This window comes from Peterkaempfera podocarpi (assembly GCF_042466665.1).
In the GTDB taxonomy this organism is placed as follows: domain Bacteria; phylum Actinomycetota; class Actinomycetes; order Streptomycetales; family Streptomycetaceae; genus Peterkaempfera; species Peterkaempfera podocarpi.
This window is the reverse complement of the sequence record NZ_CP162102.1, coordinates 8,012,352-8,027,436: the sequence shown is the minus strand read 5'-3', so window position 1 is coordinate 8,027,436 and position 15,085 is coordinate 8,012,352. Positions and strand designations below refer to the sequence as shown.

Genomic DNA, 15,085 nt, shown 5'->3' with positions numbered 1-15,085 from the left:
TTCGAAGGGTGAAGTGACTGAGTGGGCGAGTTGGCGGTGCCGGTGTTCAGGACCGGGCGCGGCGCACGTCGATGTTGCCCCAGCGGGTGCGGGCGCGGACCTTGACGGTGCCCTCGGCCCCTTCCGGGGCCTCGGACGCGGTGAGCGTGTTCCGCACCTGCCCGCGCTCGGAGCTGACGTCGAGCCAGGCGGCCGTGGCCTCGCGGATGCCGACCTCGATGGCGCCGTAGGAGGTCTCCAACTGGACGGTGCCGGAGGCTACTTCGGCGACACGCAGGGCGCCGTGGGCGGTGGTGGCGGTGACCGAGCTTTCGGCGCGCGCGATGTCGATGTCTCCGTTGGCGCCGCTCACCCGCAGGTCGCCGATCGCGGCGCCGACGATCGTGACGCCGTGCGAGTTCTTCAGGACGGCGGGACCGTCGACGAGTCCGACGCGCAGACTGCCGGAGCTGGTGGTGATCTCGGCCGCCCCCTCGACCCGGTCCACCATGATCGAGCCGTGCGACGCCTTCAGCTGCAGCGGGCCGGTCGTGTCGAGGCGGACATCGCCGGAGGAGTTCTGCACTCGGACCTCGCCGAGCCGGCCCTCGCCGAGCACCTCGGTCCAGGAACCGACGACGTCGACGCGCGAGCCCGTGGGCAGTTCGACCGTCACGTCGACGGAGCCGGTGGGCCCCACGAGAGGGCGCTTGGGCGTCCGGACGGTCAGTACGCCGCTCGCGTACGCGACCTCGGTCTGCTCGGCGGCCCGTACGTCCTTGTCCCGCTTCGGGTTGCGGGGCTGCACCTCGACGACCGTGTCGAGACGGTCGCCCGCGATGAACCGGATGGAACCCGCGTACACGTGGGTGGTGGCCGAAATCGGTTCGGGAGTGTCGAAAGAAGGCATGGCTGTCCCGTCCTCTTGAGTCCTTGGGTCGTCCCCGCTGGTGGGACGTGATGTGGGTGAAGTGGCGCGGGCGCAGGCGCGGTCAGCGCACCCAGCCCGTGAAGCTCTGTCCGACGGTGCGGGCCTTCTCCGTCGCACGCGGCCGCGCACCGCTGTCGACCGCGGACGACACGGCCCGCACCAGCCACGCGTTGACCGACAGACCCTCGCGGCTCGCGGCCTCCTCGGCGCGCATCTTGAGGTGGGCCGGCAGACGCAGATTGACGCGCGCGGTGCCGCCCTCGTCACTGTCGGCCGGGACTGCGGGCCTGAACGGTTCGACGGGCGCGGCCGGCTCCGCCGGGGCGCCGCCGCCGGTGGGCGGCAGCGCCACCACGAAGTCGGGGTCCAGTCCGCGCAGCCGTACGTCGACCGAGCCGGGGGCCAGCTCACGGGTGATCTCATCCATCGCCGCGGAGAGCACATTGAGCATGGTCAGCCGAGTCGCCGACTCCAGAGGCGCGGTGAGCCGCTCGGCCAGCTCGCGGGCATCCTCCCCGCCGGCTTCGGCGGCCACCGCAAGTTCGCGGCGGAGGTTGTCGACATACGGGGTGAGGTCCATGACGCCATCATGGCACCACTATGGCGCCATCGCAAGCGCCAGACCGCCCCTGCATGCGACGGGTGCAAGAGAAACGCGCCTGACCTGCAAAGACGTAAATCAGGCAGCCTGGGCCACGGTGGCGCCACGCCTTCCCGCGCGTCCCCGAGGGCACGCAATGGCACCGCATGGCGCCGCATGGCACCTCGTGGCACCTCGTGGCGCCATGCGGCGCCATACGGTGCCAGGTGATGGCGCAAGCGAGCACCCTTCCCTCACATCGCCGCCCACCGCTGGGCCGCTGGGCAACGACCGGCCGAGCGGCACGATCGAGTCTGCCCCTGCCAGCCAGCCGGCGTGGGGTCGTGATCACACGCGCCGACCCTGCCGCGCCCACCCCGACCCTCCGCGATGCCACCCCGACACGGCCGACGTCTGACACGGCCTCCGACTCGGACTCCACAGGAGGTCAGCACGGCAGAGTCTCCGGTACCGCCACGACGGCCACCACTCGGCGCACACCGAGGTCGTACGTCCTGCTTCGCCGCGGGCGTCCACCTCGACCCGCGCCTCCCGGCGGCGAACACGGCGTCCCTGAAGCTGGGTGCGCCGAGCCTTACAACGGGGACAAGCGAGCCACATCCTCGCGGCCGACGGCGGCATCCAGGTGGCGGGTATACCGGAGCACCGTCGCGTTGAGGACAAGCCCCAGGCGGCCCACGTCGGGGGCGGTCAGTTGCCGGCGGCGCCCTCGAGGGTGGCCAGGCGGCTCGCCGCATCGGCGGTCGCCGGGGATCCCAGACGCCGGTACAGGGCCACGGCCTGCCGCAAGCCGGTCAGGGCCTCCTCGTGATCGCCGAGGGCGAGAGCGCAGCGGGCGGCGCCGTCCAGAGCCTTGGCCTCGTCCAGCGGGTTGCGGGCACCGCGTGCGAGCTGGAGGGCCTGCTGGTACAGCGGGAGTGCTGCCCGAGGGCCGTCGGTCGAGGAGGTCAGGGTGCCGAGTTCGAGGAGCGCGATGGTTTCACCGGGGCGGCTGCCGAGGTCGCGGTAGATCGTCAACGCCTGCTGGTACAGGTCCGCGGCGGCTCGGTGGTCGCCGAGCGCCTGATGGGCTCGGCCCAGCCCGCGCAGGGAGTCGGCCTCTCCTTGGCGGCTGCCGACCTCGCGGCAGGCGTCCAGGGACTGCTGGTGGAGATCGGCTGACCCCTGGTGGTCGCCGAGGGCGTGGCGCACCCGGCCCAGGCCGCGAAGGACGTTGGCGAGTCCCTGGGCGCTGCCGAGATCCCGGTAGATCGTCATGGCCTGGCCGTACAGTTCTCCCGCGCTGGTCCGGTCCCCCATCTCGTCGAGGATGTAGGCCAGGTCGTGCAGGGCGGCTGCCTCGCCGCGACGGTCGCCGAGGGTCCGGTAGATGGCCAGCACCTGCCTGGTCAGGTCGACGGCTGCGGAGGAGTCGCCGGAGGAGTGCCGGGTCCGGCCGAGGTCGCACAGGGTGCGGGCTTCGCCGAGGTGGTCGCCGAGGGCCCGGAAGATCTCCAGGGCCCGTTCGTGCAGGTATCCGGCCTCCTGGGTCTCACCGGTCAGCAATCGGATGCGCCCCAGCTCATGCAGGTCGTTGGCCTGGCCGTGGCGATCGCCCAGTTCCTGGTGGATCAGCAGGGCCTGTTCGTACAGGTGGGAGGCGGCCCCGTAGTCGCCGGTCGCATGCCGCGCCCGGCCGAGGTCGCACAGGGCGTCCGCCTCGCCGAGGCGGTCGCCGTCCTGCGCTGCGGCGGTTGCCGCCGACTGGTGCAGTGAGGCCGCCTGCGCCCAGCGGCCGTCCAGCAGGAGGAAGGCGGCGAGGTCCATGGAGAGGGCGATGGTGAGCGATGCGCGGGCTGCCGCCGCGGGGTGCCCGACGAAGGCGAGGATGTTCTGGTGCTCGGTCCGCATCCAGGCGAGGGCGTCCGCACGGTCGGCGAGCACGGGTACGGCTGCGGGCGCCTCCGGGGCCGCGGGCCGGCCGGGGCGGTTGCGGCGGGCCAGGTGCTGGTTGGCCTGCGCCGCGGTGTGCTGGTAGTAGTCGGCCAGCCTCTGCAGCGGCAGGTCGTGCTCGGCCTCGACATCCTGGTGCTCGGCCATGGTCCTGGCATAGAGGCCGATGAGGTCATGGAAACGGTACCGGCCCGGGTCACGCTGGACGAGCAGGTTGTGGTCGAGCAGTGACTCCAGGAGCCGTTCGGCTGTGAGGTGGTCGGTGCCCAGCAGGTTGCCGGCGGCGTAGGCGTCGAAGTCCTGGCCGGGGAAGCGGCCCAGCAGGCGGAAGAGGTCCTGCTCCGGCCCGGTCAGGGCTGCGAAGGAGGTGCCGAAGACGGCGGCCGGGCTGCGGTCCTCGTCCGCGAGGTGGTCCAGGCGCTGGTGCTGGTCACGCAGCTGCTCGACGAGGCTCTCGATGCGCAGGCTGCGGCTGTGCCGCAGCCTGGCCGCGGCGATCCGGATGGCGAGGGGCAGATTGCCGCACAGGCCCACCAGTTCGGCGGCCGCCGGGTGGCCGGCCGGGACACGGCCGGCACCGGCACCTTCATGGAGCAGGGCGACGGCGTCGGCCACGGGGAGCACGTCCACGGTGAGGGTGTGGGCGTCGTCCAGGCTGGTGAGGCGCTTGCGACTGGTGATCAGAACCAGACAGCCGGGCGTACCGGGCAGCAGGGGGCGCACCTGGGCGGCGCTCGCGGCGTTGTCGAGGACGATCAGGGTACGGGTGTCGGCCAGTCGTTCCCGGTACAGGGTGGCGCGTGTGCTCAGATCGTTGGGTATCTGGTGAGGTGGGACGCCCAGTGAGCGCAGAAGCCAGTCCAGCGCCTCGTTGGCGGTGAGCGGAGCGGTGCCCGCCGTGTGGCCGTGGAGGTCCACAAAGAGCTGGCCGTCGGGGAAGTGGGCGCGGGCCCGGTGCGCGGCCCGGACCGCCAGCGCGGATTTGCCGACGCCGCCCATCCCGTCGATCGCCGAGATCACCACCATGCCCGCTGCACTTCCGGCAGGCGCTGACCGGGCCAGTGCCAGGAGCTGGTCGAGTTCCCGTGCGCGCCCGGTGAACAGTCGGGTGTCATAGGGAAGTTGGCAGAGTGAGCTCGTCCGTGGCCCCTCCTCCGCCTTCGGCGGAGCGGCACTGCGCGCCGGGGCCTGGGCTGTGCGGGCAGCGGAGATCAACTGTTCACGGCGGAACGGATCGAGGTCCAGGGCGTCGGCGAGCCGGGCCACCGAGGACAGCCGTGGCCGACGCCGCCCCGCCTCCAGCACACTGATCGAATGCGCGGACACCCCGGAACGGTCGGCGAGTTCGTCCTGTGTCCAGCCGGCCAGCAGCCGACAGTCGCGCAGGAGCTCACCGAAGGCGCTGCCAGCCACGTTCTCCCCTGGACACAGTCAGCCGCCGAAGCGGCACAGACCGGGAGGCCCGCGTACATCCACAGGCATATCCCGCTCAACCGCCGTGCAACCTACCATCTGGCGGCACCGCGTAGAACGTCCGGTTCGGTGACTGGACCCCGTCGGCTTGCTGCGGATTTCCGTTGGTGTACGACCTCGAGCGGGCCCGCTTCACTGAGGCCCGGCGCCGGAGGCTTGACTGACGGTGAGTCACGGCATGCCCCGGCTGCTTCGTCCCGGCTGGGGGTCGGCGGCTCCTCATGGCGGGAAGTGTGCCGGCATCACCCGCAAGCGCCAGGGCGGCCTCGTCCCGCCCGGGTGCTCGGTCGAGGCCGGGCTGCAGACGGATGTGACCGCGCACCAGGCCGCGGGGCTTGCCCAGGTCCCCGGCCCGATCGTCGAATCCTGTGCACCGACTCCGCCGTACGCGCCACCGGAACTCCACGGTCGGCGACGGAAAACACCGCAGGGGCACCCTCGACGGGTGCCCCTGCGGTGTGGTCAGTGATACGTGATCTCTACGGTGTCAGTACAGCGACGTACAAGCCTGCTGGCCCACGCTGTAGTAGTCGCTGTGCACGCAGACCTTGTCCTGGTAGCCCGGGCCGTCGTAGTACGGGTTGGGCGTGTAGGGGGTCCACCAGCCGGTGGAGGCGCCCTGGTTGCCGTTGATGTACTGGGTCATCTCCACCCAGCAACCGGCGTTGTTCACCTCCAGCTGAGCCGTCTGGTACTCGTGCGAGCTGTTGCCGTAGCCCTCCAGGATCACCTGGTCGACGGTGCAGTTGCCGATGGTCGCCGACGTACGGACCCACGAGGAGGTGGTCGCGGACGCAGGGGTTGCCCCCGCCAGTGGCACGACGAGCAGTCCGAGCGCTCCGGCGGCCATGGCCAGCTTCTTTATCACAGCAGTCCCCTTTGGTGTGTGCAGGCGACGGGTCCCCCTCTGGTCCCCGATCTCGCCCCGCTGCTGCACCACATCCTCAGCGAACGCGGTGGGCGACTCCATGACGTTGGGATGGCGTTGCCCTGGTGTTCCGGGCGGCAGTCGCCAGGCCGACCCGGAGTCGCAACGTGCGGAGCTCTTCGCCGAACACGGCCAGACCCTGTGCCCAACCGCGAGGCCGGTCGCCGAACCCGTCCTGGGGCGCCGCTCGGCGGGCGCCCGGTGAGGCTCCGCGCATCCCGAGCATGACCAACCCTGTGTCACCGCCACCCCGGCACCAACTCCCCCGCGGAGTGCGGACCTTGGCTCTGGGCTCACCGTTGCACGAACGGCAAGGCCGTCCTTAACGGCTGCGGTGCCGGCAGCCGCGCCTCGTCCGCCGCCACCGCCATCGGGTCACCCCGAGGCGCCGTCATGACCTTCCAGGTGCGCCCCGGACCTCGGCCCTCCTCACCGCCGACTGCCGCTCGGGTCAGCCAGCGGGTAGTGGTACGGGGGCAGATGGTCGATCGGCAGCTCGGGCCGCCAAGCGGTGAGGGCCTGCGCGCTGGGGGTGAACAGGCCGTTCGGCAACCGGTCGAGCGGCCACCAGCGCCAGTCGCCGACGGACTCCCCGGGCTGGTCGGAGGGCTCCCCCTGCCAGGCGGTGACGACGGCAGGGACGGTGGCGCGTACGACACCCCCGACCTCGTCCACGAGCATGCCGAGCAGCCGCACGTCCTCCTCGCGTGCCGTGCAGCCCGTCTCCTCCCGCAGTTCGCGGATCACGGTGCGGGTGAGCGGTTCACCGGCCTCCACCGTGCCGCCGGGGAGTTCCCAGACACGCCGGGTGTGGCGGCCGAGCAACAGGCCGCGCGGGCCGTGGAGGATCGCACAGACTCCGAGCGCGGCATGCGGCCGGGGGGCGGGACCGGCGCGGTGCCTGCTGGTCGCCCGGGTGCTCCGGCGCGCTTGGAACAGGCGGCAGGAGACCGGGTCACCGGCCTCCGCCGCACCGAGCACCTCGACCCGTTCGACCACCAGGCCGTACTCCTCCAGCAGGGCCTCCCACCGTTCCGGAGTGGGCACCCACATCTGCACGGTGAGTTCACCCCCGCCGACCAGGCGAAGGGACTCGGGGCGAGGGGCGGCCAGGTCCGAGGGCCCGTGGCCGAGGGAGTCGGTGTGCAGGACGGAGAAGACCAGCCGGCCCTCGGGCCGCAGCGCGGCGGCGACTGCGGGCAGCAGGCGCCGCGGGTCGTTGTAGGCGAAGCCGTGGACGGAGTAGATGACGTCGTACGGGTCCGCCTGCGCCAGGTGGTCGACGGCGTCGGCCAGGACCAGGTTCAGCCCCGGTTCGCCGCCGTGGCGGCGGGTGGCGCGTTCGTGCTGGGTCGGGGAGGCCTCGACGGCGTCGACGACGGCGCCGTACGCCCGGACCAGGTGGGCGGCGTGCCGGGCCAGGCCCGAGCCGAGGTCGAGGACGCGTCGGCCGCGGAGTTCGCCGAGGACCTCAGCGCCGGGGCCGTTCGGCCCGAACCCCCAGCTGAGGCGGTCCACGTCAGGTGCGGCGGTGCCCCGTGCCAGGTGGTGGGCCCCGTAGGCGGTCCAGGCGTCCTGGTTGATCTGTTCGGCGTCCACGGCGAATGTCCCTCCAGGAGTGAGGTGGCGCGGATGGTGCGTGTGAGTCGCAAGGCATCGGCCGAGCGCTGCCGGGTGTCAGTGGTGTCCGGCAGACTTGCCGCCATGGACAGCCTCGGCATCGGGCAGCGGCCGCACACTGCTGGACACCGTCCTTCCGCGACGAGCCCACGACCCTGGTCGCGCCAACGAACCGCTCCGACCCGCACTTTCGCAGGCGGCCTAGCAGGGGCCCGCCGGAGGATGGTCCGGCCAGGTGACCGCATCGGAGGGGGCGCGGCCCGTGGCGGTGCGGATGAAGCGGAGCAGCTCGCGGATGATGCCGGCGTTCCCCATCGCCCAGCCGGTGGCGGGTTCGAGGATGCTCGGTGCGGCCCGGTGCTCGACGTTCGACCAGCGGGCACCGGTCGCACCGACCGTTGCGCGGGCGCCGAGGTCCGCAACGAGGACCCGGGCGAAGTCGAGACCGCCGCCGTGCTCGACCTGACGGTCGCAGGCGAACGCCAGCACTCCGGTCGTGCCGCAGCATCGCCCGCTGTTGTCCCAGAAGCCGGGCCGGAGGCGCTCCGGGAGGCCTGAACGGGTGACGGTGCGCCAGCAGCGGTCGGCGAGAGCCGACCACGCGGGGTCGCCGAGTACCGCGTGCAGCAGCCGGAAGGTCTGTGCGTCGCCTGCCGGACCGTTGCACCAGCCGTAGCTGTAGCGCTCGTTGCGCTTGGGCTGGTCCTGCGGGTCGGGGTCAGCACATCCCTTACGATCCGGCCCGCCGAGTCCACCCCACTCGCGCGGACGGTCCGGCCTCGGGCCGAAGCCGCCTGATGCAGTGCCGGACTCACCGGCCGACGTCCCTGCCGAGGAGGGCCAGCGCCTCCTTGAGATTGTGTTCGGCGATCCACTGCATGCCCTCCCGGTGGGGGAAATCCCCGTCGAGAAGGCGCAAGGGGCCGGTGACCAGCGACAGCCGCATCGCGAGCCTGTAGAGGTCGAGCCGCTGCTGGTCGAGGCCACGGCGGGAGAAGGCGGTGTAATGCTCGCCGAAGCGGATCTGCAGGAAGACGTGCTCCCATTCGATGTCGAAGTACTTCAGGCCTTCGATGTCGATCAGGACCGGATGTCCGTCGGCGTCGATCAGCACATGGTCGGGCCCGAGTTCTCCATGGATGAGCCCGTACTCGGTGCGGGGGGTCACCCGGCCTGCCAGCTCGTGCAAGCGGTCGGTCAGGGCGTCGGCGGCCCGTTCGATCCTTTCGTCGCGCCGGGCCGCCTCCTTCACATCACGCAGGGCGCCGTCGAACACCCGTTGCTCGCATGAGCCTCCACTTGCTGTACCACCTCGGCGGAGCACGTCCACTCCACCGTGCCGGCCGGAATGGTGATGGTGCATCACATCGAGCATGCCAGCCAGCTCGTTCACGACGGCCGCCGCGCGCGTCGGATCGGTTTCGAGGAGCGCTTCGAGCGTGCCTCCGTCGATGTCCTCGACGACGGCGACATCCGCGGGATGGCGGCGTTGGGTGTCGTCGACCAGGAGCACCTCGGGAGCGCGCACTCCGAGGCTGCTCAGCGTCCGCTGTGCGGTCAGGAAGAGGGACAGTCCGGATGCGGGTGCGAAAGGGTCCGTCGAGGCGTGCTCCCGCCCGGCCGGCCAGAAGTTCTCGGCGTCCGACCAGCTGTAGACGATCACGCTCGCCGCACGCGAGCCGTCGACGAGAACACGGTAGACGCCCTTTCTGGTCCCCCCTCGCAGCCGGACCACTTCCACAGGACGGTGTCCCTTGCCCAGTGCGTCCTGCAGGAGCCCTGGCATGTCTTCGATCTCGGTCGATCGGCGCATCGGGGACGTTACCTCCGCATTTCTGTGAGGAGTTGTATGAGTTCGCGTTGCAGCGCTCAGGTCAGTTCGGAGACGATCTGCGTCGTGGCTTCGGCGATCAGTGCGTCCACGGGCGGGGTGTCGTATCCGGCGCGGTCGGACATGATGGACAGTACGAGCGGAGCGGTGTGGGGTGGCCAGACGACGGCGACATCGTTGGCACGACCGTAGTCGCCGGTCCCGGTCTTGTGCGCGACCTTCCATCCCCTGGGCAGTCCGGCCCGGATACGTGAGGCGCCGGCGCTTGTCGCAATGCGTTCGAGCCAGTCCGTGACCAGGGCACGGCTGTCGACTGCCAGCACGTCACCGAGCAGAAGCGCTCGGTAGTCGCCGGCGAGGGCCCGAGGGGTGGAGGTGTCACGTGGGTCCTGTTGGGGGTGCCTGTTCAGCTCCGGCTCGTAGTCGTCCATACGGGTGACATTGTCTCCGAGTCCGCGCAGGAAGCCATTGAATTGCGACGTCCCACCCAGGTCGCGCACCAGCAGGTTGCCTGCCGTGCCGTCGCTGTAGCGGATGGCGGCATCGCACAGTTGCCTGATGGTCATTCCGGTCGAGATGTGGTCCTTGGTGATCGGCGAGATGGAGTCGACATCGGCCCGGGTGTAGGTGACGCGCTTGTCCAGGTGGCTGAGCGGGTACCGGTGCAGCACCGCCGCAACGGCGAGCGCCTTGAAGGTGGAGCAGAACGCGAATCGCTCGTCCGCGCGGTAGGCCACGGTCGAGCCGGTACCGGTGGCGAGTGCGTACACGCCCAGACGAGCACGGTGACTGCGTTCAAGCGCCGCGAAGCCCGGACTGATCGAGGCCGGATCCGGGCCCCGGCTCGTGGTCGGCTCCGGATCCGGGCCCCGGCTCGTGGTCGGCTTGGGGGACGACCCGGCACTGGCAGCTGGGCGAACATCCGTACCACAGGCTGCCAGCGGCATGAGGGCAGCGCCTGCCAGCAGCACGCGGCGGGACGGTCCGAGGTGCTTGAAGGACATTCGGTGGTACCTGCTTTCTCGTACGGGACGAGTCCGACCCGGTGCGGTGCGACGGTCAGGTCCGGGCCTCCCGGTCCGCGGACCCCGACGAGTGAATAATGATCATCCGGGCCATGTCGAATATGCTCAGACTCGACACATGATTCACATTCGATATCGCTCCAGTTCGGGAGGCCCGGTTGCTCACGGAAAGGCACCTGGAAATCTTTGTCGCGCTGGCGGAGGAGGAGCATTTCGGGGCAGCCGCGCAGCGTGTGGGCATCACCCAGCCACCTCTGTCGCAGGGCCTGCGCCGACTGGAGGCGCTGCTCGGGGTGCGGTTGTTCGACCGCACCCCGGAGGTCACCCTCACAGAAGAAGGCGCACTGTTGCTCCCGCACGCCCGTGCGGCGCTGGCCTCTCTCACGGAACTGCGGGCAGCCGGCGCACGTGAGCAGGCCGGCCACCGCCGGATCAGGCTCGGCCTGGCCCCGGAGGTGCCCAGGTGGCTGGTGGCCGACCTGGCGGCCACGCCGGCCCGGGCTGGTGTCGAGTCCCGCATCGGCGTGGAGACGGCCCCGACCGCGACGCTGCTCTCCCAGATCGCGGGGGGCCGGCTCGACCTGGCGGTAACCGTGCACCCGACCGTACTGGACGGCCTGTCAGCCGGACAGATCGTGCTCTTCCCGACCTGGATCCTCTCCCCGGCGGGCGACTCCCGAGCGGCGTCCCGGCGCCTGCCCGTCGCTGTGCGTCCGCGATCGGAGGCGCCCGCTGCATATGACCTGTTCATCGACACCCTGGCCAGCCGCGGACGGCGGGTGGAGACCGTCGTGGTACCCGACGAGCGCGCCGGGCTGGCACTGGTGGCGGCGGGCCAGGCCGTCCTGGTCACCGCCGACCGCACCCTGACCGGAGCGGGCGTGGAACGGCGCGAGGCGACCGACCCGGCGCTGCCCCTACGCCTGAGGGTGGTGTGGGACGGGCAGCGACCGGGCGCGCGTGAGACCGAGGACACCGCCCGGCTGCTGACGGACACCCTCACCCGGGAGGGCGTGGCATGAGCGCGGTGCGCCCGGGAACGGGGATTGAGCGGACCGTCCGCGCCATGTTCGCCGATGCCGGTGTCCGCGGCTGGCTCCATGTGGCGGACCTGCACCGGCCATCGGCGCGGGTGACGATCGACGCGGACGAACCCGCGCCGGCGGGATCCCTCTACAAGGTGCCCCTGATGGCCGCGTTCTGCCGACTCGCGGACGCCGGGGCGATCGACCCCCGCCGGCGCGTGACCCTACGACCCGCGGACCACGTCCCCGGCCCCACCGGCATCTCGCTTCTGCGGGACCCCGTCTCCGTCTCGCTGCGCGACCTCGTCGTCCTCATGATGACCATCTCCGACAACACGGCGGGCGACACGGTGCTGCGCCATGTCGGCACCCCCGCGGTCGACGAACTCTGCCGCGATCTCGGCATGCCCGACACACACATACTGGGAGGCGCGGCACGCACGCTGGCGCAGTTGGTGAAGGAGACGGGAGCGCGGTCGCTGGACGATGCGGAGGCGCGTCTGTGGGACAACGACACCGCCATCCCCGCCGGTGTCTACAACCCCGTGTCGAAGGCATCCAGCACCCCTGCGGACATGGCCCGCCTGCTTCATGCGATCTGGACCAACCAGGCGGCCTCCGCCGAGAGTTGCGCCTTCATGCGCGAGGTCATGGGCCGACAGGTGTGGGGACACCGGCTCGCCTCCGGATTCCCCCAGGACGATGTGACCGTGTCGGGAAAGACCGGGACGTTCGGCGCGATGCGGCACGAGGCGGGCGTCGTCGAATTCGCCGACGGCAACACCTACACAGCCGTCGTGTTCACTCACGCCGCCCGAGCCGATCGCAGGCTGCCGCGTGCCGACGCTGTCATCGGCATGGCGGCACGTGCCGCCGTCGAGGAGTTGTCCGGGATCCACCGCGCATGACCTCGATGCGTGCGCCGTTCTGGTGCGACCATGGTGGCCCGGTATTCCTCCAAGGCGGGACTTGATGACGGTCATTGATGCTTACCTGGACGCCGCGGGTCAGGCGGCAGCTCTGCTGGAAAATCCCGAGGTGGACGCAGCATGGGAGCGACCCAGCGCGTTGAGCGAGATGACGGTCGGCGGTCTGTCCGGCCATCTCGCCTATCAGATCTTCAGCGTCGACTCGGCCCTGGATGAGCCCGACTCGCCGCTGGCACCGATCCCGCTCCTGGAGCACTACGCACGAGCGGCATGGATCGATGCGCCGCTGGACGGTGAGGTCAACGCCGGGATCCGGGCCAATGGCGAGGGCATTGCCGCCGACGGGGCATCGTCGTTGGCCGCGCGTGCCCGCACCGCGCTCGCCGGGCAGAAGGCCGCGCTGGCGGGGCGTTCAGGCGATCAAGCCGTGTTCATGCCGCAGACGGGATGGGCGCTGAGTCTCGACGACTTCCTGGTCACACGGATGCTGGAGCTCTCGGTGCACATGGACGACCTCTGCGTCAGCGTGGGCATCACCGGGCAAGCGCTCCCGGACGCCGTGTTCGACCCCGTGCTTGTGCTCCTCACCCGACTCGCCGCCCGCCGCCACGGCCAGGCCGCAATGCTCAGAGCGCTGGCCCGCGTGGAACGAGCGCCTGGGGCGGTCAACGCCATCTGACGGTCGCACGGCCGAGGGGCGCTGCCCTCGCCGCTGCAGCGGGGGTCGCTGGCACCCGGCTCTCGCAGCGCCCCCGGGGTCGTCGAGTCCACGGCCGGCCGTCGATCACCGGAGGGCGCGCACCAGAGGGAGGAAGACCTGGTCGACGATCTCGGCCAGGACGGGGGCCGGCACGGCTGTCGCCCCGTGGATCACGTATTCGTTGCGCAGCAAATCGACCGCGACGGTGGCCACCCTCGGGACCAGTGCACCAGGATGGGCCTCTCCGCGGGCCACGGCACGGGCCAGGACGGTCAGCCAGGGGCCCGCGCTCAACTGACCGACCTGGTCCCGCAATTCCCGGATCCGCTCAGGGTCGGTCTGGATGTCGGCCAGCAGTTCACGCAGGATCCTGCCCACGGGCGAGGACAGCCGGTTGTTGGCGCGGGTGAGCATGGCGAGTGCGTCCGAGCGCAGGTCACCGGTGTCCGGGGCGTCCGCAGGACTGGACGGGAGCATCCGCCGGTAGGCGGCGACGCACAGGGCGGCGCGGTTCGGCCAGCGCCGGTAGATCACGTTCTTGGCGGTGCCGGCGCGGGCGGCGACACCATCCATGGTGAGGTTCTGGTATCCGGCCTCGAGCAGTTCCTCGGCCGCCGCCTGGAGGATCGCCTGCTCCAGCTCGGCACCGCGCCGGCGGGTCGCCCTGGGGGTCTCCCCGCCTTCGGCGGTGACGACGCCGGATCCCGGGTCGCGGTCAGTGGTCACACGTCCTCCCAATTGGATACCAACCGCATCCTATCCTGGGGCGAGAACCCCACACCCCAACCGGCCATAGGATACATGCCGTATCTTACGGTGAGGTAATGAATGCATCCACTGTCCGCCACCGCCTCGGCGCAAGGCTTTCGAGATCGGAGAGCCACGGCCGCCCACCCGGCTCTCGCCGGTGCAGGACGCGACTGAACACCCACCACGTCGACGGCACCCTCAGACCTGGCGGGCAGCGAGACATCCTCGACCCGGCGGCACGGCGACCTCCTCACGCTGTGAGGCCGCCAGACGGTCAGCGAGACGGGGCGCGCAGGTCACCGCCCTCGCGCCGCCATCGGCTGCGGCAGCGCCGCTCAGGCCTGGTAGCGCCAGACTCGGACATCCTTGGAACGCCACGGCTCCGGCACCGGGTCCGCATCGGCGAGGCGCTGCACCCATTCCAGTTGCCCCGCGAAGTACCGGTGGTACTCGGTGCCGTGGTCGAACGTGAGGATCGGCCCGTCGGTGCCGCGCTTCGAGTGGCCGTACAGCATCACGCGGATCGAGTCGTCCATCTGCTCCATCGCGAACGAGCACGGAAAATTGTAGAGATAGATCTTCAGATCACCGTCGGCAGTCGCCTCCGCCAGAGGCCGCAGAACCTCCCGCTCGTACCGGCCCGGGTCCTCCATCGCAGCTTCGGCAGGCTCCAACCGGTACCGGTCACGGCGACTGTCGCAGTGCGGATCCATGATGAAGATCCGGATGGGGACCTCTTTCGCCTTCGCGGTGAACAGAGGCAGCAGCTCATCCGACCCGTAGAAATTCCGGGTCAGCCCGAACATGGTGATCCGCTCACGCGCCCCACGGATGCGCGAGACCAGGTCCGACTTGGACTCAAGATTCGTGCGAGGGAAGAGGTCGACGAGCCCGGCCTGCTCAAGGTGTCCCAGCATGGCGCCACTGTAGTCACGGCCGAACCCCAGCCGATCCGGTCTCGTGGAATAGACCCGGCACAGCACGTCGATCCGCTCGTCCGACGGCCGGCGCTGGCCGTGCTCCCACCGGCACAACTCCGCGTCGGAGACCGACGGCGGCAAGAGGCCGTCCTGCCGGTACGCGAGGTCGATACGGGCGGACAACTCAGCCCGATCCCAACCGTGGGCCCACCGGTGCGCCTCCAGCGGGTGGACGTCGGGCAGGGCGGCGAGGATCCGGTCGACGACCTCGGCGGGCGGCAGCGCCTCAGGCAGGGCCTGGAGACGGATGTCCCGGGCGGCGCGCTCGGCGCGGCGGCGGGCGGTGCGGTCAACGCGGCTGATTGACGTCGTCACAGCTCCGAGCTTGACGCTGGGCGTCAATCGTTGTGACGCGTTCGCGCATATTGCGAGTGACCGCAC

13 protein-coding genes and 1 pseudogene are annotated in these 15,085 nt (G+C 70.7%); 4 read left to right on the top strand and 10 right to left on the bottom strand.

Annotated features, from left to right (window positions below):
- Window positions 1-46: 46 nt before the first annotated feature.
- The 4 genes from AB0761_RS34975 to AB0761_RS34960 form a co-directional block, all read right to left on the bottom strand.
- Complete coding sequence (locus tag AB0761_RS34975; RefSeq protein WP_377273281.1) at window positions 47-889, bottom strand: DUF4097 domain-containing protein; 843 nt, start codon at window positions 887-889, stop codon at window positions 47-49.
- Window positions 890-971: 82 nt separating this feature from the next.
- Window positions 972-1,490, bottom strand: a complete 519-nt coding sequence (locus AB0761_RS34970; protein ID WP_377273280.1) for a hypothetical protein — start codon at window positions 1,488-1,490, stop codon at window positions 972-974.
- Window positions 1,491-2,201: 711 nt separating this feature from the next.
- Window positions 2,202-4,856: an ATP-binding protein gene (locus tag AB0761_RS34965; protein WP_377273279.1), complete on the bottom strand. Its 2,655-nt coding sequence runs from the start codon at window positions 4,854-4,856 to the stop codon at window positions 2,202-2,204.
- A 547-nt stretch (window positions 4,857-5,403) separates the two neighbouring features.
- Window positions 5,404-5,886 carry a hypothetical protein gene (locus AB0761_RS34960; RefSeq protein ID WP_377273278.1) on the bottom strand — a complete coding sequence of 161 codons (483 nt, stop codon included), beginning with the start codon at window positions 5,884-5,886 and terminating at the stop codon, window positions 5,404-5,406.
- A 64-nt stretch (window positions 5,887-5,950) separates the two neighbouring features.
- Between AB0761_RS34960 and AB0761_RS34955 the strand changes: the two are divergent.
- A pseudogene (locus AB0761_RS34955) lies at window positions 5,951-6,049 on the top strand (transglutaminase domain-containing protein); the annotation flags it as partial.
- A gap of 224 nt (window positions 6,050-6,273) precedes the next feature.
- Here the strand turns inward: AB0761_RS34955 and AB0761_RS34950 are convergent.
- From AB0761_RS34950 to bla, 4 genes are all read right to left on the bottom strand, one after another.
- Window positions 6,274-7,443 (bottom strand): NUDIX domain-containing protein, encoded by a 1,170-nt coding sequence (locus AB0761_RS34950; RefSeq protein WP_377273277.1) that lies wholly within the window; start codon window positions 7,441-7,443, stop codon window positions 6,274-6,276.
- A 222-nt stretch (window positions 7,444-7,665) separates the two neighbouring features.
- Entirely contained in the window at window positions 7,666-8,322 is a 657-nt protein-coding gene (locus tag AB0761_RS34945) for a lanthionine synthetase LanC family protein (protein ID WP_377274486.1), read from the bottom strand.
- Window positions 8,276-9,277 carry a phosphotransferase gene (locus AB0761_RS34940; protein ID WP_377273276.1) on the bottom strand — a complete coding sequence of 334 codons (1,002 nt, stop codon included), beginning with the start codon at window positions 9,275-9,277 and terminating at the stop codon, window positions 8,276-8,278. The genes AB0761_RS34945 and AB0761_RS34940 overlap by 47 nt, the downstream gene beginning before the upstream one ends.
- Before the next feature lie 56 nt (window positions 9,278-9,333).
- Window positions 9,334-10,299: a class A beta-lactamase gene (gene bla / locus AB0761_RS34935; protein WP_377273275.1), complete on the bottom strand. Its 966-nt coding sequence runs from the start codon at window positions 10,297-10,299 to the stop codon at window positions 9,334-9,336.
- A gap of 179 nt (window positions 10,300-10,478) precedes the next feature.
- Here bla and AB0761_RS34930 point away from each other — a divergent pair, with 179 nt between their 5' ends.
- The 3 genes from AB0761_RS34930 (at window position 10,479) to AB0761_RS34920 (ending at window position 12,953) form a co-directional block, all read left to right on the top strand.
- Window positions 10,479-11,342, top strand: a complete 864-nt coding sequence (locus tag AB0761_RS34930) for a LysR family transcriptional regulator (protein WP_377273274.1) — start codon at window positions 10,479-10,481, stop codon at window positions 11,340-11,342.
- The gene (locus AB0761_RS34925; protein ID WP_377273273.1) at window positions 11,339-12,253 is read left to right on the top strand and encodes a serine hydrolase; all 915 of its coding nucleotides are present in this window, start codon (window positions 11,339-11,341) and stop codon (window positions 12,251-12,253) included. Before AB0761_RS34930 ends, AB0761_RS34925 begins: the two co-directional genes overlap by 4 nt.
- A 64-nt stretch (window positions 12,254-12,317) precedes the next feature.
- Window positions 12,318-12,953 carry a maleylpyruvate isomerase N-terminal domain-containing protein gene (locus AB0761_RS34920; protein ID WP_377273272.1) on the top strand — a complete coding sequence of 212 codons (636 nt, stop codon included), beginning with the start codon at window positions 12,318-12,320 and terminating at the stop codon, window positions 12,951-12,953.
- A gap of 105 nt (window positions 12,954-13,058) precedes the next feature.
- Here AB0761_RS34920 and AB0761_RS34915 read toward each other — a convergent pair whose 3' ends face one another.
- Both AB0761_RS34915 and AB0761_RS34910 read right to left on the bottom strand, forming a co-directional pair.
- Window positions 13,059-13,700 (bottom strand): TetR/AcrR family transcriptional regulator, encoded by a 642-nt coding sequence (locus tag AB0761_RS34915; protein WP_377273270.1) that lies wholly within the window; start codon window positions 13,698-13,700, stop codon window positions 13,059-13,061.
- Window positions 13,701-14,059: 359 nt separating this feature from the next.
- Window positions 14,060-15,019 (bottom strand): multiprotein-bridging factor 1 family protein, encoded by a 960-nt coding sequence (locus AB0761_RS34910; RefSeq protein ID WP_377273269.1) that lies wholly within the window; start codon window positions 15,017-15,019, stop codon window positions 14,060-14,062.
- Window positions 15,020-15,085 lie beyond the last annotated feature (66 nt).

What these genes read in the sequence shown, in the direction of transcription:
- AB0761_RS34975 (WP_377273281.1), bottom strand. Translation starts at nt 889, where the DNA reads ATGCCTTCTTTCGACACTCCCGAACCGATTTCGGCCACCACCCACGTG.
- AB0761_RS34970 (WP_377273280.1), bottom strand. Translation starts at nt 1,490, where the DNA reads ATGGACCTCACCCCGTATGTCGACAACCTCCGCCGCGAACTTGCGGTG.
- AB0761_RS34960 (WP_377273278.1), bottom strand. Translation starts at nt 5,886, where the DNA reads ATGGAGTCGCCCACCGCGTTCGCTGAGGATGTGGTGCAGCAGCGGGGC.
- AB0761_RS34940 (WP_377273276.1), bottom strand. Translation starts at nt 9,277, where the DNA reads ATGCGCCGATCGACCGAGATCGAAGACATGCCAGGGCTCCTGCAGGAC.
- bla (WP_377273275.1), bottom strand. Translation starts at nt 10,299, where the DNA reads ATGTCCTTCAAGCACCTCGGACCGTCCCGCCGCGTGCTGCTGGCAGGC.
- AB0761_RS34925 (WP_377273273.1), top strand. Translation starts at nt 11,339, where the DNA reads ATGAGCGCGGTGCGCCCGGGAACGGGGATTGAGCGGACCGTCCGCGCC.
- AB0761_RS34920 (WP_377273272.1), top strand. Translation starts at nt 12,318, where the DNA reads ATGACGGTCATTGATGCTTACCTGGACGCCGCGGGTCAGGCGGCAGCT.